The sequence below is a fragment of the Labedella endophytica genome, from assembly GCF_003990045.1.
Taxonomy (GTDB): Bacteria; Actinomycetota; Actinomycetes; order Actinomycetales; family Microbacteriaceae; genus Labedella; species Labedella endophytica.
Map to the genome: position 1 here is coordinate 726,066 of NZ_RZGZ01000002.1, position 14,847 is coordinate 740,912.

Annotated in this window: 16 protein-coding genes; 8 read left to right on the forward strand and 8 right to left on the reverse strand. The window is 70.4% G+C overall.

All coding sequences use genetic code 11. From position 1 onward, the window contains the following. The first annotated feature begins 15 nt into the window (after positions 1–15). Complete coding sequence (locus tag ELQ94_RS07000) at positions 16–1,590, forward strand: hypothetical protein (protein ID WP_127048577.1); 1,575 nt, start codon at positions 16–18, stop codon at positions 1,588–1,590. 89 nt (positions 1,591–1,679) lie between these two features. Here the strand turns inward: ELQ94_RS07000 and ELQ94_RS07005 are convergent, their stop codons facing one another. Both ELQ94_RS07005 and ELQ94_RS07010 read right to left on the reverse strand, forming a co-directional pair. Continuing rightward, complete coding sequence (locus ELQ94_RS07005) at positions 1,680–2,165, reverse strand: SIP domain-containing protein (protein WP_127048579.1); 486 nt, start codon at positions 2,163–2,165, stop codon at positions 1,680–1,682. Positions 2,166–2,250: 85 nt separating this feature from the next. Beyond that, positions 2,251–2,715, reverse strand: coding sequence for a carboxymuconolactone decarboxylase family protein (locus ELQ94_RS07010; RefSeq protein WP_166404680.1), 465 nt, complete (start codon positions 2,713–2,715; stop codon positions 2,251–2,253). A 155-nt stretch (positions 2,716–2,870) separates the two neighbouring features. Between ELQ94_RS07010 and ELQ94_RS07015 the strand changes: the two genes are divergently transcribed. The 7 genes from ELQ94_RS07015 (at position 2,871) to ELQ94_RS07045 (ending at position 9,658) form a co-directional block, all read left to right on the forward strand. Next, positions 2,871–3,866, forward strand: coding sequence for an alpha/beta fold hydrolase (locus ELQ94_RS07015; RefSeq protein ID WP_127048586.1), 996 nt, complete (start codon positions 2,871–2,873; stop codon positions 3,864–3,866). 96 nt (positions 3,867–3,962) lie between these two features. After that, positions 3,963–5,459: an ABC transporter substrate-binding protein gene (locus tag ELQ94_RS07020; protein ID WP_127048588.1), complete on the forward strand. Its 1,497-nt coding sequence runs from the start codon at positions 3,963–3,965 to the stop codon at positions 5,457–5,459. A gap of 31 nt (positions 5,460–5,490) precedes the next feature. Further along, entirely contained in the window at positions 5,491–5,949 is a 459-nt protein-coding gene (locus tag ELQ94_RS07025; protein WP_127048591.1) for a hypothetical protein, read from the forward strand. Then, complete coding sequence (locus ELQ94_RS07030; RefSeq protein ID WP_127048594.1) at positions 5,946–6,896, forward strand: ABC transporter permease; 951 nt, start codon at positions 5,946–5,948, stop codon at positions 6,894–6,896. The genes ELQ94_RS07025 and ELQ94_RS07030 overlap by 4 nt, the downstream gene beginning before the upstream one ends. Positions 6,897–7,144: 248 nt before the next feature. Beyond that, positions 7,145–7,933: an ABC transporter permease gene (locus ELQ94_RS07035; protein WP_424976938.1), complete on the forward strand. Its 789-nt coding sequence runs from the start codon at positions 7,145–7,147 to the stop codon at positions 7,931–7,933. A gap of 97 nt (positions 7,934–8,030) precedes the next feature. After that, the gene (locus tag ELQ94_RS07040; protein ID WP_127048597.1) at positions 8,031–8,876 is read left to right on the forward strand and encodes an ABC transporter ATP-binding protein; all 846 of its coding nucleotides are present in this window, start codon (positions 8,031–8,033) and stop codon (positions 8,874–8,876) included. Further along, positions 8,873–9,658 carry an ABC transporter ATP-binding protein gene (locus tag ELQ94_RS07045; protein ID WP_127048600.1) on the forward strand — a complete coding sequence of 262 codons (786 nt, stop codon included), beginning with the start codon at positions 8,873–8,875 and terminating at the stop codon, positions 9,656–9,658. The genes ELQ94_RS07040 and ELQ94_RS07045 overlap by 4 nt, the downstream gene beginning before the upstream one ends. Positions 9,659–9,767: 109 nt before the next feature. Here the strand turns inward: ELQ94_RS07045 and ELQ94_RS07050 are convergent, their stop codons facing one another. The 6 genes from ELQ94_RS07050 to ELQ94_RS07075 form a co-directional block, all read right to left on the reverse strand. Then, positions 9,768–11,060, reverse strand: a complete 1,293-nt coding sequence (locus ELQ94_RS07050; protein WP_127048602.1) for an HNH endonuclease signature motif containing protein — start codon at positions 11,058–11,060, stop codon at positions 9,768–9,770. Between the two features lie 355 nt (positions 11,061–11,415). Continuing rightward, entirely contained in the window at positions 11,416–11,640 is a 225-nt protein-coding gene (locus tag ELQ94_RS07055; RefSeq protein WP_127048605.1) for a hypothetical protein, read from the reverse strand. A gap of 290 nt (positions 11,641–11,930) precedes the next feature. After that, the gene (locus tag ELQ94_RS07060) at positions 11,931–12,347 is read right to left on the reverse strand and encodes an HIT family protein (RefSeq protein WP_127048608.1); all 417 of its coding nucleotides are present in this window, start codon (positions 12,345–12,347) and stop codon (positions 11,931–11,933) included. Between the two features lie 90 nt (positions 12,348–12,437). Next, the gene (locus tag ELQ94_RS07065) at positions 12,438–13,373 is read right to left on the reverse strand and encodes a hypothetical protein (protein ID WP_127048611.1); all 936 of its coding nucleotides are present in this window, start codon (positions 13,371–13,373) and stop codon (positions 12,438–12,440) included. A 211-nt stretch (positions 13,374–13,584) separates the two neighbouring features. Continuing rightward, positions 13,585–14,454, reverse strand: a complete 870-nt coding sequence (locus tag ELQ94_RS07070; protein WP_127048613.1) for a glycoside hydrolase family 16 protein — start codon at positions 14,452–14,454, stop codon at positions 13,585–13,587. Positions 14,455–14,529: 75 nt separating this feature from the next. After that, positions 14,530–14,835 (reverse strand): hypothetical protein, encoded by a 306-nt coding sequence (locus tag ELQ94_RS07075; protein WP_127048615.1) that lies wholly within the window; start codon positions 14,833–14,835, stop codon positions 14,530–14,532. Positions 14,836–14,847: the final 12 nt, after the last annotated feature.

Below are 14,847 nucleotides of genomic sequence, written 5' to 3' on the forward strand. Positions count from 1 at the left end.
CGGCGGGAGCCGGCCATGCAATCGATCGACGTCGCCCTGCGCCGAAATGCCAGCGACGTCTTCGGAGTACCCGGAATCGGTTCGGCCGGCGCGTTCATCGCCGCGCACGTCACCCTGCCCGCGGCGACGGGCCTTGTCGAGCGCATTCGCGTCTTCCTCGTCCGCCGCGTCCCGCTCCTGCTCGCCCTCGTGCTCATCGTGCAGCTCCTCGGCGGTGTGCTCGCCGATCCGACCCGCGCCATCGCGCCCGTCATGTCCACGGCCGCGACCGTCGCCGGGGCGGTCACATCGGGCGCCGCCACGGCGAGCGCTGCCGCCGCGAGCATCCGGGCGAGCGTGAGCGTCGCCGCCGGCTCCGCCGCCCTGCAGTCCATCGCCGTGGCCGCGCACGTCGACCCCGCGGAACGCGACGCCGCGTTCGTGCTGCTCGACTCCACCCGCGTGACGCCCGCCGTGGCCGGCAACCCCCGCGCCGTCGACCGCATTCTCGACGCCGCCCTGCCAGCCACCCGCGTCGCCGCCTGGTGGAGCACCCTCACGGTGGCGCAGCGGACGGACCTCGCCGCCGCCTCCCCCACCCTCGTCGGCAACCTCGACGGCGTGCCGCTCGACGACCGGATCGCCGCGAATCGCGAAGCGGCGGCGCGCGCCCTCGCGGCCTACCCCCGGAACGGCTCCGACCTCGCGAGCGTCGAGGCCTCCTACCTCGCCCGCGTGGCCTCCGGCGCCGTCTCGCTCTACGCCTTCGATGTGGCCCGCGACGCGATCGTCGAGATCATCGGCGACGCCGTCGCCGCCACCCGCGCCCTCGTGTTCACGCCCGGCACCACCGCATCGCTCTCCGACTTCTACGGCGGCTCGATGCAGTCGCTCGCCTCGTGGGAGGTGGAGCACGCCGCCGCCTCCGACCCCACCGTGGCCTTCGTCTACAAGATCGGCTCGTTCCCGCAGTGGTCGATCACCGACGGGCCGCTCGACAACCAGCGGTCGATCGAGCTCGGCGTGCTCTTCGACCGCTTCAACGACGGCCTCGACACCACCGTGGTGGGAGCCCTCGCGCGCACGTCCGTCGAGCACAGCTTCGGTTCGAGCATCGGAGGGGTCGCCGAGACCCTCGGCACGCACTTCGCCACGCGCATCGTGCTCGGCGGCGTCGGCATGCTCGCGGGCTGGCAGCCCTCGACGACCACGCGCTACGTCGCCTACGTGGCCGGCAACGACGTGACCCGCTACATCTACGGACTCGCCGCCGGCGACGACGTGGGCTACGCCGTCGCGCCGTCCGCGGTCCACGGATTCGAGCAGAAGGACCCGCAGCTGCAGTCCGACGCGTGGTACCTGCCGCTGCGCCTCATCGGCAGCATCGTCGGCCCGGCCATCGAGGTGGCGCAGGGATTCATCAACCACAACCGTGTGGCCTCGGCCGACGACAACGGGTCCGTGCTCGCGAGCATCCTCTCCGATGTGGCGTCGGCCGGTGAGATCATCGGGGACTCGATCTCGTCGAGCGGCGACGTGCCCGAGACCCCGGCGGCACCGCACCTCGAACTCCTCGTCCTCTCCGCCCGCGAGATGCGCGCCGAGCAGTAGAGCCAGAGCTCAGGACAGGCGGTACGCGGTCCGGCAGCTCAGTGCCGGACGCGAGTTCAGTTCGAACGCGCATCAGGACCGAGCGCGACTCAGGACAGGTGGTACGCGGCGGGGGCCGTGACGCGAGCGGCGTCGACCCCGAGGTCGTGCACGAGGTGCTCGAACGCGGGCGCGACACCGCGGTAGTCGCCGCCGAGCCACACCTCGACGCGCACGTCCGGGGTCGTGTCCGCGTCGACGGTCGGCTGGCACAGCATCTCGTCGGCCCAGGCCGTGACCGCGCGGGCCAGGGCCACGCCGCGACCGCACGCGCCACCGGTGCCGGGCGCACCCGAGCGGGCGGAACGCGGCAGCCAGGTGACGGTCATGCGGGACGGGACGGGGAGGAAGCCGATGTCGTCGATCGAGGCGACCTCGATGAAGACGCGCCCACTCGCGCAGAGCGGAAGGGTCGCGACCATGGCCTCGAGTTCCGCAGTCGCTGACTCGTCGCACGCGAGCAGGAACGGGGCGAGACGGCGGCTCTCGGCTGCGGAGGAGCGGCGCCGGAAGGTCTCGCGCGAAGTGGTCGACATAACACCCTCAGTATAGGCATGCCTTACCTCACAGGGGGACGCTGTCCGGCTCTTTCGCAGACGTCATTGCCGTTCGACGGGACGGTCAGTCGTCGGCGGGCTCCGTGGCGTAGCGGCCCGTGATCGCGACGCGGTTGAAGGCGTTGATCGCGACCCCGATCCACGCCACGGCCGCGTATTCGTCCACCGAGAGGAAGTCGAGAACGTCGCGGTAGGCGTGCTCCGAGAGTCCGCCGTCGCGGATGAGTGTGATGGACTCCACAAGGGTGAGCGCGGCACGCTCACGCTCGTCGTAGATCCCGGACTCGCGCCAGGCGGGCAGCATCGCGAGGCGCTCCGGCGACTCCCCCGCGTCGATCAGCCGCTTCGTGTGCACGCGGATGCAGAACGCGCAGCCGTTGAGCTGCGAGGCGTGCAGCTGCACGAGCTCCGCGGTGGCGAGCGGCACGCCCGCCTCCTTCGCGACCTTCGCGACCTCCGACGAGAAGGCGGCGAGCTTCTCGTACACGCTCGGCACGGTGCGGGACAGGTGGATGCGTTCGTCGTCCATGCCTCCATCATGGGCCCTCGCGTGCCGCCTCCCCAGGGCGTTGCGCGGGCGAACGCAGCAGTCCGTCATCGATCGTCACGATGTGGTTGCGGGCGGACGTCCGGCGTGGCGAATGGAGGAGACTGTACCGAGTACGAAAACGCAAGGAGAACGAGATGAGCGACGTCGACATCGACGACGAGTTCCGCTACCTGGCCGGGCAGGCTGAGGCCCTCGGGGTCGACGCTGTCCCCGCCCACCGGCGCTCCCGCTTCACCGATCGCGCGGACCGCGCCGTGAGCGCGCTCGAGTGGGGAACGGGCGGGCCCGAGGTCACCTTCCTCCACGGCGCCGGGCTCAACGCCCACACCTGGGACTCCACGGTGCTCGCCCTCGGCCGTCCCGCGCTCTCGATCGATCTTCCGGGCCACGGTCACTCCGACTGGCGCGACGACGTGGACTACCGCGCGGAGTCGAACGCCGCCGCCGTCTTCTCCGTGCTCGAACGCGTGGGATCGGACTGCCAGCTCGTCGTCGGCCAGTCGCTCGGCGGACTCACCGCCGCGGCCCTCGCGGCGACCAACCCGGGCACCGTGTGCGGTCTCGTTGTCGTGGACATCACGCCGAGCGTCGACACGTCGACGGGTGCCGCCGCGGTGCGCGACTTCCTCGACGGACCCGACGTGTACGCCACGCGCGACGAGATCGTCGACCGGGCCATCGCCTTCGGGATCGGCTCCGACCGGGACGAGCTCGCCCGCGGCGTCTTCCTCAACACCAAGCCCGTCGAGGGCGGTTACGCCTTCCGGCACCACCTCGCGAACCTCGGAGGCGCCGCTCCCCTCTTCGACGCGGACAAGAGCGGCCTCTGGTCGGCCTTCGAACGCCTCACGGTGCCCGTGCTGCTTGTGCGCGCGAGCCACGGCTTCCTCACCGACGCGCTCGAGGAGGAGTTCCTCTCCCGCGTGCCCAGCTCCCGCGCCATCACGATCACGGGTGGACACAACCTCCAGGAGCACGCCCCCGTGGCCCTCGCCCAGGCGATCGCGACGGCCCTGTCGTCGGCGAGCGCCGAGGCCGTCGTCGCGGCCCCCTCTCCCGCGGCACCTTCTCCCGCGGCGGCCCCCGCTCCCTCGGCCCCGTCTCCCGGCGCCCCCTCCACCACCTCCTAGCCTCTCCCCCGCCCCGGCAGCACAGCGCCGGAGGCCCACCGGTTGCCGGGTACGCTGACCCTCGGCCCGCCGTCCCTCGAAAGGAAACCGTCCGACATGTCCCGCATCCGCCGGAACGCCGTCGTCGGGCTCGCGCTCGTCGCCGCCCTCGCCCTCACCTCCTGCACCTCGGGCTCCGACACCGGGACGACACCCGACGCCGACGCCACCGTCACGGTGGGTCTCGTGCTCGAGCCGACGGACCTCGACATCCGCCGCACCTCGGGCGCCGCGCTCGAACAGGTCCTCATCGACAACGTCTACGAGGGTCTCGTCTCGCGCACCGCCACCGGTGAGATCGTCGACACGCTCGCGTCGAGCCACGAGGTGAGCGAGGACGGCCTCACCTACACGTTCACGCTCAACGACGGCATCACGTTCCATTCCGGCAACGCGGCGACCGTGGACGACGTGGTCTGGTCGCTCACCGGAGTGAAGGACGACGAGTCGCTCGTGGACCATGGGAACTTCGCGAACGTGGCCTCGATCGCGGCCGAGGGCGACGACACCGTCGTCATCACGCTCACCGCACCCGATTCGAACTTCCTGTGGAACCTCACGGGCCGCGGTGGACTCGTCTTCGAGGAGGCCGACGACACCGACCTCTCCACGGGCGCCAACGGCACCGGCCCCTTCACCCTCGGTGAGTGGCGCCAGGGTGCGAGCATCTCGCTCGACCGCTTCGACGACTACTGGGGCGACGCCGCGCAGGTCTCCGAGGTGGTCTTCGAGTACATCCCCGACGGCACGGCCGGCGTCAACGCGATCGTCGCGGGCGACATCGACGTGCTCACCCCTGTGGACGCGACCCTGCGCAGCCAGGTCGACGCGGTCGACGAGCTCTCCATCACCGAGGGCAAGACCACCGACAAGTACACGCTCGCGTTCAACAACCAGCGGGCCCCGCTCGACGACGTGCGGGTGCGCGAGGCGCTGCGCCTCGCGATCGACCACGAGGCCGTGATCGCCGCGATCGGCGGCGCCGGCATCGAGCAGGGCGGCCCGATCCCCGAGCTCGACCCCGGCTTCGAGGACCTCACCGACGTGCGACCGTTCGACCCCGACCGCGCCCGCGAGCTCCTCGCCGAGGCCGGCCAGAGCGACCTCGACCTCACGCTCACGATTCCCAACGTCTACAGCACCACCGTGTCGAACATCCTCATCTCGCAGTTCGCCGACGTGGGTGTCACCCTCACGGTCGACTCGGTCGAGTTCACCGTGTGGCTCGAGGACGTCTACACGAACAAGGACTACGACCTGAGCTTCGTGGATCACCTCGAGGCACGCGACTTCGGCAACTGGGCGAACCCCGATTACTATTTCGGCTATGACAACGCGGAAGTGCAGTCGCTCTTCCAGGAGTCGATCGCCGCGACCGACCCCGACGAGGCGGACGCTCTGCTCGCCGAGGCGGCCCGCATCGTCGCCGAGGACCACGCGGGCGACGTCGTCTACAACGCCACGGCGCTCACGGCCGTCGCGGACGGGATCACCGGGTTCCCGACGGACTCCCCGAACGCTCGCCTCGACCTCGGTGAACTCGCGGTCGGCTAGCGGGGTCCCGGCCACCGGCAGACGGGTCGTCGTGCTCGATGCAGAGACCATTGGCGTAGAGGTCATCGTCGAAGGGGCTGCCCAGTTCGGTGCCGACGTCGTCATGCTCGACACAGAGGCCTCGGCATTCGATGCAGAGGCCGCCGTGCTCGGCAGGGACGCCGTCGTGCCCGGCAAAGACACCGTGGCGCACGGCAGAGACACCGTCGTGCCCGGCAGAGACACCGTCGCGCACGGCAGAGGCGCCGTCGTGCACGCTTCCGAGGCCCTCGTGTTCGGCTCAGAGATCGTCTCGTTCGGCGCAGAGGTCGCCGTGTTCGGCACTGACGCTGTCGCGCTCGGCGCTGACACTGTCGAGCTCGGCAGAGACGTCGTCGTGCTCGCTTCCGAGGCCCCCGTGTTCGACACGGAGACCGTCCCGTTCGGTGCAGAGATCGTCGTGTTCGACACGGAGACCGTCCCGTTCGATGCAGAGGTCGTCGTGCGGTGATCCGCTTCCTGGCGACCCGTCTCGTCCTCCTCCTCGTAGGCCTCCTGATCGCGAGCGCGCTCATCTTCTTCACCCTCCGGGTGCTCCCCGGGGATGTCGCGCAGGTGATTGCAGGCACGCAGAGCACGCCGGAGCAGGTCGCGGCGATCCGCGAGCAGCTGGGCCTCGATGTGCCGCTGCCCGTGCAGTACCTCGACTGGGTGGGCGGGATCCTTCGCGGCGACCTCGGGTCGTCCCTCATCACGCGCACGCCGGTGGCGGAGGAGCTCGCCGAGAAGGCCGCGGTGACGGTACCGCTCGCGCTCCTCTCCCTCGTGATCGCGCTCCTCATCGCCGTGCCGTTCGGCGTGCTCGCCGCGCTCCGCCGCAACACCGCGTCGGGCACGGCATTCGCGGTGACCGCGCAGGCCCTCGCCGCGGTGCCCGTGGTGTGGGCGGGCATGATGCTCGTGATCGTCTTCGCGGTGTGGCTCGGCTGGCTGCCGCCGCAGGGCTTCCCGCGTAGCGGTTGGGACGACCCGGCCGCCGCGATCCGCTCGCTGATCCTTCCCGCCCTCACGATCGGTGTCGTGGAGGGTGCCGTTCTGCTGCGCTTCGTGCGGTCCGCGACCCTCGAGGCGATCGGACAGGACTACGTGCGCACCGCCGCTGCGACGGGTCTCACCCGGCGACGCGCACTCATCACGCACGGGTTGCCGAATGTGGCTCTGTCCGTCGTCTCGGTGCTCGCGCTGCAGGTGGCCGGCCTGCTCGTGGGCGCCGTGATCGTGGAGCAGCTCTTCACTCTGCCGGGCGTCGGGCGCATGCTCGTGTCCGACGTGGGCAACCGCGACCTCGAGAAGGTGCAGGGCGCCGTGTTCCTCTTCACGGCGATCGTGCTCGTGATCGGCGCCCTCGTGGACGTGCTCGCGCGCGTCCTCGATCCCCGGCAAAGGGAGACGACGTGACCACCCCCGCTCCCGCGCCGCGCGACTCCTCCGGCAACCCGTCGACGCAGCAACAGCCCGATTCGACGCGGGCCGACCCCCCGCGCACTGACTCCACGAGACACGCCTCCACGAGACACGCCTCCACGAGGCCCGGCACCGCTGGTCCCGACAACCCGCGAGCCGGCTTTGCACGGCCTCGTGCACACCGGCCCCGATGGTTCGTCGCGTTCCTGCGGCACCCGTCGGCGCTCTTCGGCACGGCTGTCGTGCTGCTGCTCCTCCTCTCGGCCGGACTCTCTTTCATCTGGACCCCGTACGACCCGCAACGCGCCAATCCGTACGACCAGTGGCTCTCGCCGTCGTTCACGCACCTGCTCGGCACCGACAACATCGGGCGCGACATCTTCAGCGTGCTCCTCGTGGGCGCTCGGGTGACCGTGGGTGTGGCCCTCGGAAGCGCCGTCGTCGCCGCGATCGTGGGTATCGCACTCGCGGCGCTCGGCGCCCTCACCGCGCGGTGGGTGCGCGAGGGCGTCGCCGTGCTCGTGGACGTGCTCATCGCGTTCCCCACGCTCTTGATCGCGATGATGCTCGCCTCGGCGTTCGGCGGGTCCCTGCTCGTGGTGGTCCTGGCCGTCGGCTTCTCGTTCGGCGTGAACATCGGCCGGGTGTCGCGCCCGGAGCTGCGGCGCGTGCGCCGCGCCGACTTCGTGCTCGCCGGACGCGCCGCCGGCCGCGGCCCCGTTCGCAACCTCACAACGCACCTCCTTCCCAACGTCGCCCCGGTGTTCATCGTGCAGCTGTCCTGGGCGATGGCCGTGGCGATCCTCGCAGAGGCCGGCCTCTCGTATCTCGGGTACGGCGCACCGTCGGGCACACCGTCGTGGGGGCGGATGCTCGCGGAGCTGCAGTCGTACATCGGCATCCATCCCTGGTCCGTTCTGTGGCCGGGCCTCGCTATCACCCTCACCGTGCTGGCCTTCAACCTGTTAGGCGATGCGATCCGCGACGTCACCGACCCCCGCCTCACCCGAGCCCCCGTGGTGACCGCATGACCTCCATCCCCCTCTCTCTCCTCTCCTTCGGCCGCCCTCATACCCTCGTCTCGAATCACCTCTCCCTCCGTGTGATCGCTTTCCGCGAGGTGACCGCATGAGCCTCGACGTGCGTGATCTCACCATCCGTATCGACGGACGCACCGTCGTGGACGGGGTGAGTTTCGAGGTCGCCGACGGTGAGCGCGTCGGCCTCATCGGGGAGTCCGGCTCGGGCAAGTCCCTGACCGCCCTCGCGGTCCTCGGGCTCCTCCCCGACGGAGCCGTTGCTTCGGGCAGTGTCCGAGTCGACGGCACCGAGGTGATCGGCGCTCCCGACCGCGACGTCGCACGCTTGCGCGGCCGGAACGTGGGCATCGTCTTCCAGGAGCCGCGGTCGTCCCTCAACCCGATCCGCTCGATCGGCCGTCAGCTGGCCGACCCCGCGCGCCGCTTCGACCGCCTGACGAGACGCGACGCCGCATCTCGCGCCATCGAGCTCGCCCGACTCGTCAGCTTGCCCGAGCCCGAGCAGATCGTGGGCCGGTACCCGCATCAGGTGTCGGGCGGACAGCTGCAGCGCGCCGCGATCGCCCTGGCCCTCGCGGGTGGACCACGACTGCTCATCGCCGACGAGCCCACGACGGCTCTCGACGTGACCATCCAGGCGGAGATCCTCGATCTCTTCGACCGGTTGGTCTCCGAGCTCGACACCGGTCTGCTGTTCATCACCCACGATCTCGCCGTCCTACGCCGCATCGCCGACCGCGCCGTGGTGCTGCAGGACGGACGTCTCGTGGAGGACGGCTCGGTGGACGACCTCGTCAACCGTCCCCGCACCGAGCTGGTCCGCCGACTCGTCGAGTCCGCCCGCGCCACGAGCTGGTCCACCCCGACGGCAACACCCGCCGACTCCCCGGACGACACTGTCGATCCCGACGACAGGAACGGGGACGCACCGTGACCGATCCCCTCGTCGACCTACGCGGCGTCTCCCGCGACTACGTCCTGCCGCGCGAGAACCTCTTCACCCGGGGCGCCGTGACGCACGCCCTGAGGCCGACATCGCTCTCGGTGCAGGCGGGCGACGCCCTCGGGGTGATCGGTGAATCGGGATCGGGGAAGTCGACACTCGTCCGCCTGATGACCGCTCTCGACACCCCCACCGCCGGCGAGGTGTTCTTCGATGGCACCCGCGTGTCGGGCCGACCTGACCGCTCGCTCACCTGGTTGCGGCGCGAGGTGGGGGTGGTCTTCCAGGACCCGTACGCGTCGCTGGACCCCCGCATGACCGTGGGCCGGATCGTGGCCGAACCACTCGTGGCGCTGGGGATCGAGGGCGACCGACGCGCTCGCGTGCGCGACATGCTCGGCCTCCTGGGCCTCGGTGCCGACTACGGGGACCGCTACCCCCACGAACTCTCGGGCGGGCAGCGTCAGCGCGTCGCGATCGCCCGGGCGCTCGTTCACCGGCCTCGCCTCCTCGTGGGTGACGAGCCACTGAGCGCCCTCGACGTGACCGTGCGTGCGTCCATCCTCGACCTCATCGGCTCCCTCAAGCAGGACCTCGGTTTCACGCTCGTTCTCGTCTCGCACGACATCGGAGTGGTCGCGCGGCTCTGCGACACCGTCGTGGTGATGACGGAGGGGGAAGTCGTGGAGCAGGGCCCCACCACCTCCGTGCTCCGGTCCCCCGAACACGCATACACACGCCGCCTCCTCTCCTCCGTTCCCACCCTCGACTGACCCGCGTTCGACTGGCCCTACGCACGACTGACGCATTCCCCTCTGCCCCTCCGCCGCCGCACCCGGACCCCCTCCATCGCCACAGCCCGCGCCATCGCGACGCCCACCGTCACGGCCCGAGGGCCGCGCGCGGAGGCGCCGCTGTCTGAATCCGTGCTGGCGGATCGTATCCGGACAGACCGGTGCGTCGCTTGGTCGCGACCTCCCAATCGGGCAGCCCTGGTCCGCGGACCTGCGGTACTCCGCGCTCCATCCGGAGCCGCCACGGACCCGAATCGATGATGCGATGGTGCCACCAACAGAGCAGGACTCCGTTGTCGACGTGGGTCGCTCCGCCCGAGCGGTGCGGGATGACGTGGTGGACTTCACACCAGCCAGCGGGAATCGGGCAGCCGGGGATGAGGCAACCGCCGTCGCGAGCGTTGATCGCCCGGCGTTGCGAGGGCGTGAAGCAGCGTTGAACGGAGCCGAGCGAGAGGACCGCCCCCTCCGGATCGAGCGTGACGGCCTGTGATCCGCCGGAGTCGATGAATTGCTCGATCGTGTCGAGGGAGACGGCCGTGTCCATCCCGTCGATGAAGCCGGCTCCGGACCCCGCGTCGAGCGCCTTCTGCTGCACCGTGACCGTGACGGTGGGCGGCGCCCCGGCAAGGCTCGGTGCGTCTGCCGCGCGAGCCGCAGCGTCGAGGATCGCGCCGAGGACGTCGTGACGCTTCTGCTCGCGGGTCCGAGTGTCGGCCCGAACCGCCGTGGCCTCGCCGCTCCCTGACACACCGGGCTCCCCCGCCGCCCCGCCGCCGACCCCGCTCAGAACGCCGTCCGCGCCGCCCGGTACCTGGTCGAACGACGCATCGGCATCGCCGAAGGAGGGCTTCGCCGCCTTGATGTGAGCGTCGCACAGACGCTGGAACTGCGCCGCGACCACGGGGAGCAGCACGCCGTGCACGGGCGTGAGACCGTCTGCGTCTTCGCGCCCGAACCGCAGCGACCGCTTGCCGAGCGCCCGCTGCTCCCGCAACCGCACTCCGGCGTGATCGATCCCCGCGACGACCTCGGCCGCTCGACGGCGGAGGAGGTCGACGGACAGAGCCGCGTGACGACCGGCTCCCGACGCCTCATCGACGAGCGTCGCCTCGGCCGCGGCGAGAGCGGCCGCATCCACGCGAGGAAGGAGCGGCTCGAGCTGCGCGACGAGGATTCCCGCCGCCTCGATGCCCATTCGTCCGGCCCGAACGGCCGCCGCCACGAGGGGGAACCGGGGCGGCGCCACGGCGCCCGTGAGAGAGACCTCCGACGTGATCGCCGAGCCCGTTCGGATACGCTGCTTGGCCGCTCCCCCGGAGATGCGGGCGATACCGGCGACCGCGTCGACGGGCCCGCGGTACCCGAGTGCAGCGACCATGGCGGGGGCGGCTGACCGCCCGCCGCGCGAACTCCGCCGCGTGCAGGGCGCGAGCCGCGTCCAGCAGTCGGGCGAGGTCTTCGATCCGGTTACCGGTGTGCACGAGCTCCGCGTCCGACACCTGCGCGAAGGAGGCGGAGTCGACGGCAGGGCGCAGCTCGGCGTCTGCCGCCGCGAGTGCCTGCCGAAGATCCGTCATACCCACAGTGAACACCAGACCACCGACATTGGGCCGGAACACCCAATGACGATAGAATACCCGGTCAGCGTCCGGTTACGATCCGGACTGGGTCCGTCCATAGAGATACGAACTGGAGGAACGCGAGCCACGAGGCAGCCGCAATCCGACTTCGATTCAGCGCTTCGTCCGAGACCGCCGCGCGCGCCTCCCCAGCCACACGGCGAGCGCGATCACGACGAGCACCGCGTTCACCCCCAAGAAGACGGCGGCGACGAACGGCCACCGCAACTCCCCGTAGACGAGCCACGAGACGAGGACGACGAGACCGAAGAACACGAGCTCCCCGATCACCTCCCACGCGATGTCACCGAGCCACGACACGAAATCGTGACGCTTCACCCGCCGGTCACCTCGTCGCCCGCTCTCCGAACCTCCGTCGGACCCACGACGCGCCCCACGATCCCGCTTCCACGGATCGGCCGCGGGCGCACCCTCGGCTGTCCCCGCACCCTCGCCCGCCGGCCCACCCTCAGTCACCGGCGAACGCTCAACGGCCGGCGCACCCTCGCCTGCTAGCGCACCCTGGCCCGTCGAGGCCCCCTCGGACTCCCGCCCGCCAACCGCGTCGCCGCCGGTCGCCCGATCGTCGTCACCCACCCGCTCAGCATCGGTCATGCGCCCATCGTCGCTCATTCGAACATCTCCGCGAGGGCGGCATGCGGGTCGCCGTCGTATACGTGAGCGGACGGCGTGCCCGGCCAGTGGATCGTCGCGTCGTCCGGCCAGCTCGGCACGACGTGGAGATGCAGGTGCGGCACGCTCTGCCCGGCATCCGCACCCGATGCCTGGAGCAGCACCACGCCGGTCGCCCCGAGGGCGCCGACCATGGCCCGCGACACCCGCTGGGCGAGCGCCATCGTCGACGACAGCGCCACGGGGTCCGCCGACATCAGGTCACGGCTGTGATGGACCGGCACGACGAGCGTGTGTCCCGGCGCGAGGGCCGAATCGGCGAGCGGCGCGAACGCGACCGCATGCTCCTCCCGCTCCACCCAGACGGCGGGCTCCTCGCCGCCGATGACGCGGCAGAAGAAACAGGATTGCATCGTCCCAGTTTGCCCGACGCGCGCGGGAGACGGGCGCACGGGAACCGCAAGAATCTCATTCAAGACCAGACGATCGGGGCCCTACAGAGATCACTCCATGAGCCCCCTCCGACGGACAGTGATACCGGCAAGCATTCCGATGGCGTGCGCACGCCGGACGATGCGTCGGTTCCCCGCGATCGTGACCGGCAGTTCTCGTTCTCGGCCGTTGCGGAGGCGGAGAACGAGCATCGAGAGCGATCCCGACGACGATCCCCCCGTCCACAGACCGATGTACGGCTGGATGAGCACGGCCGAGATGTCGACGATCGGCACGCGCCGCGTCCGGACGTACGAGACCACGCGGATGTCGCGCGAGGTCACGAAGACACCGAGGAACGGCCCTCGAATGATGCCCCAGACGATCGCGACGACGAACATCCAGAAGCTGACCGCGCCGAGCACGCCCTGGTCGTCGGATTCACCGGAGGCGACTCCGATCGCGAGCGCCCCGCCGAAGACGACAGCGACCGAGACGGACAACCACCGAGCCGTGACACCCAGACCAGCGATTCGCAGTCCGCGCCGTCCGAGATGCGTCAGGCGATCGCTCGCTCGCCCGCGCTCTCTGATCCGGGCGCGGAACGACTCGGTCGCGATGGAGCGAGAGTCGATGGCCATCGTGGAGTCGATGATGGCGGATAGGGTCCGCGGCCGCCGACGGTCCTCCGACGAACTCCACGCGCGCAGGGTGTAGTAGCGCGCCGGATCGCCGAGGTCGCACAGGACCGAATCGATCGATCTCCACGGGTCGGTTAGATCGAACCAGCGACCGCGCAGGTCGTCGAGTTCCAGCAGCAGCCAGGGACGGACGTCTCCGTCCGGGACTCTCGACCGAGACGACGACGACGCGTCGACGAGGATCGGGCGGACGTCGTCGAACTCATCAGGGAGGAGGAGAGCAATCCTCTCCTCCCACGAGCCCTCTTCGATGGAGTGCGTCGACAGACGTCGGGTCAGGAGGCGGACGACATCCCCGCGAGACACGAACCCATGGTCGAGTCCGAAAAGAAGTGTCGCCGCTGTCCACCGGGCGGGGTCGATATCCGTCTCGAATCGAGCGGCCCAGCCCGGCACAGTTACGCTCGACTCCGACGTCGTGGAACGGGTGTCCTGCGCGGAAGCGGTACCGGGGACAACGGGGGACTCACTGGAGTCGGAAACGTCGCCTACTCCCGCTTCCACCGCAGTCCGCTCCTTATCCAGAGCGCGATGCGCGCCTCGAGACCACAGAATAGCGGGAGCCGGACCGCCACCGATCGGAATCGGCCACCCCCACAACACGCCGAACGACGAGCTCGGGCACGACCGCGTCGACCGGCCCACGATCGGGGAAGTCGAAGACCCCCAGGATCAGCTGCGTCGGGTAGTCGGGCGCTTGATCCACCGACCAGGTCCGTCGCCCGTCGATCGAGAACTCGACGTGATCCGGGCTCCATTCGACGGCGTACCGGTGGAACTCTCGGATATCGATCGCCGTGGGTTCGGCACCGAACTCCTCCTGCAGGGACGGGTCGCGGAACGGGTGGATGCCCGACCCGATGTCGGCCCAGGTCGCGCCCGACTCGTCGGCGCGCACGGTCTCGCCGAAGACCTCCACGAGACAGATCTCCCCCGAGCGCTCCGGCACATCCTCGACCCCGACCATCCAGGCGGAGAACATCGACCGCGGACCGATCGTGGCGCGACACTCCACCTCCACGCGACCGTATCGCGGCGTGAACCCCCACCGCGCGGCCTGCTCTTCGCGCACGACAAGTCCCTCACGGAAAGGCTGCTGGCCCTGCGTGCTTCCCGCCGGCCCCGACCAGTTGCCGCTCTGCACCGCGGATACGCGCAGCGCACCCTCGTGGAGGTCCGGACACCACAGCGGATGTTCAGGCGGGATGGACAGCCTCAAGCCGTCGCGGCCGACGCGGTAGTCAGCCGCCGCCTCGGCCGCGCTGCTCCACGCGGGGAGGTAGGCGGGCGTCCACACGGCGAGGTCGAGGGCGGGGTCACGGGTCGAGTCGACAGCACCGCCGCCTCCGCCCCCGAAGGTCTCATCGATCGATGCGGGTCCGAACATGTGCGTAGTGAATCACGCACCTCCGACATCGCGTCACGCGGCTCCCGCCACCCGGTTCCCCTCAGGCGGCTCCGATCAAGCGGACGGCGTGGCCGCCTCAGGGTCGATCTGCTCGATGAGCGGCGACGAGGACACCTCGTGGAGGTCCGCGAACACGGCCCCCGCAATCGTCTGCACGTCGGCCTCGCGCGTCGCCCCCTCGCCTGGCAGCACGGTGCTCAGCCACTCCACGAGTTCCAGCTGCGAGACCGCCGCCTGCACCCGGTCGGCGAGCTCGCCTGCGATGTCCGCGTAATCCTCGACGGGCCGACCGGTGTGTCCGGGGTCGACGGCGTGGATGGTCTCGGCGGCGATGTCGGCGAGCGCGTCGCGATCGATCATGGGGGCTCCCTC

Bases quoted from the DNA above. Each gene is read 5' to 3' on its own strand.
- ELQ94_RS07005 (WP_127048579.1), bottom strand. From the start codon at position 2,165: ATGTCGACCACTTCGCGCGAGACCTTCCGGCGCCGCTCCTCCGCAGCC.
- ELQ94_RS07000 (WP_127048577.1), top strand. From the start codon at position 16: ATGCAATCGATCGACGTCGCCCTGCGCCGAAATGCCAGCGACGTCTTC.
- ELQ94_RS07070 (WP_127048613.1), bottom strand. From the start codon at position 14,454: ATGTTCGGACCCGCATCGATCGATGAGACCTTCGGGGGCGGAGGCGGC.
- ELQ94_RS07075 (WP_127048615.1), bottom strand. From the start codon at position 14,835: ATGATCGATCGCGACGCGCTCGCCGACATCGCCGCCGAGACCATCCAC.
- ELQ94_RS07020 (WP_127048588.1), top strand. From the start codon at position 3,963: ATGTCCCGCATCCGCCGGAACGCCGTCGTCGGGCTCGCGCTCGTCGCC.
- ELQ94_RS07015 (WP_127048586.1), top strand. From the start codon at position 2,871: ATGAGCGACGTCGACATCGACGACGAGTTCCGCTACCTGGCCGGGCAG.
- ELQ94_RS07040 (WP_127048597.1), top strand. From the start codon at position 8,031: ATGAGCCTCGACGTGCGTGATCTCACCATCCGTATCGACGGACGCACC.
- ELQ94_RS07060 (WP_127048608.1), bottom strand. From the start codon at position 12,347: ATGCAATCCTGTTTCTTCTGCCGCGTCATCGGCGGCGAGGAGCCCGCC.
- ELQ94_RS07050 (WP_127048602.1), bottom strand. From the start codon at position 11,060: ATGGTCGCTGCACTCGGGTACCGCGGGCCCGTCGACGCGGTCGCCGGT.
- ELQ94_RS07010 (WP_166404680.1), bottom strand. From the start codon at position 2,715: ATGGACGACGAACGCATCCACCTGTCCCGCACCGTGCCGAGCGTGTAC.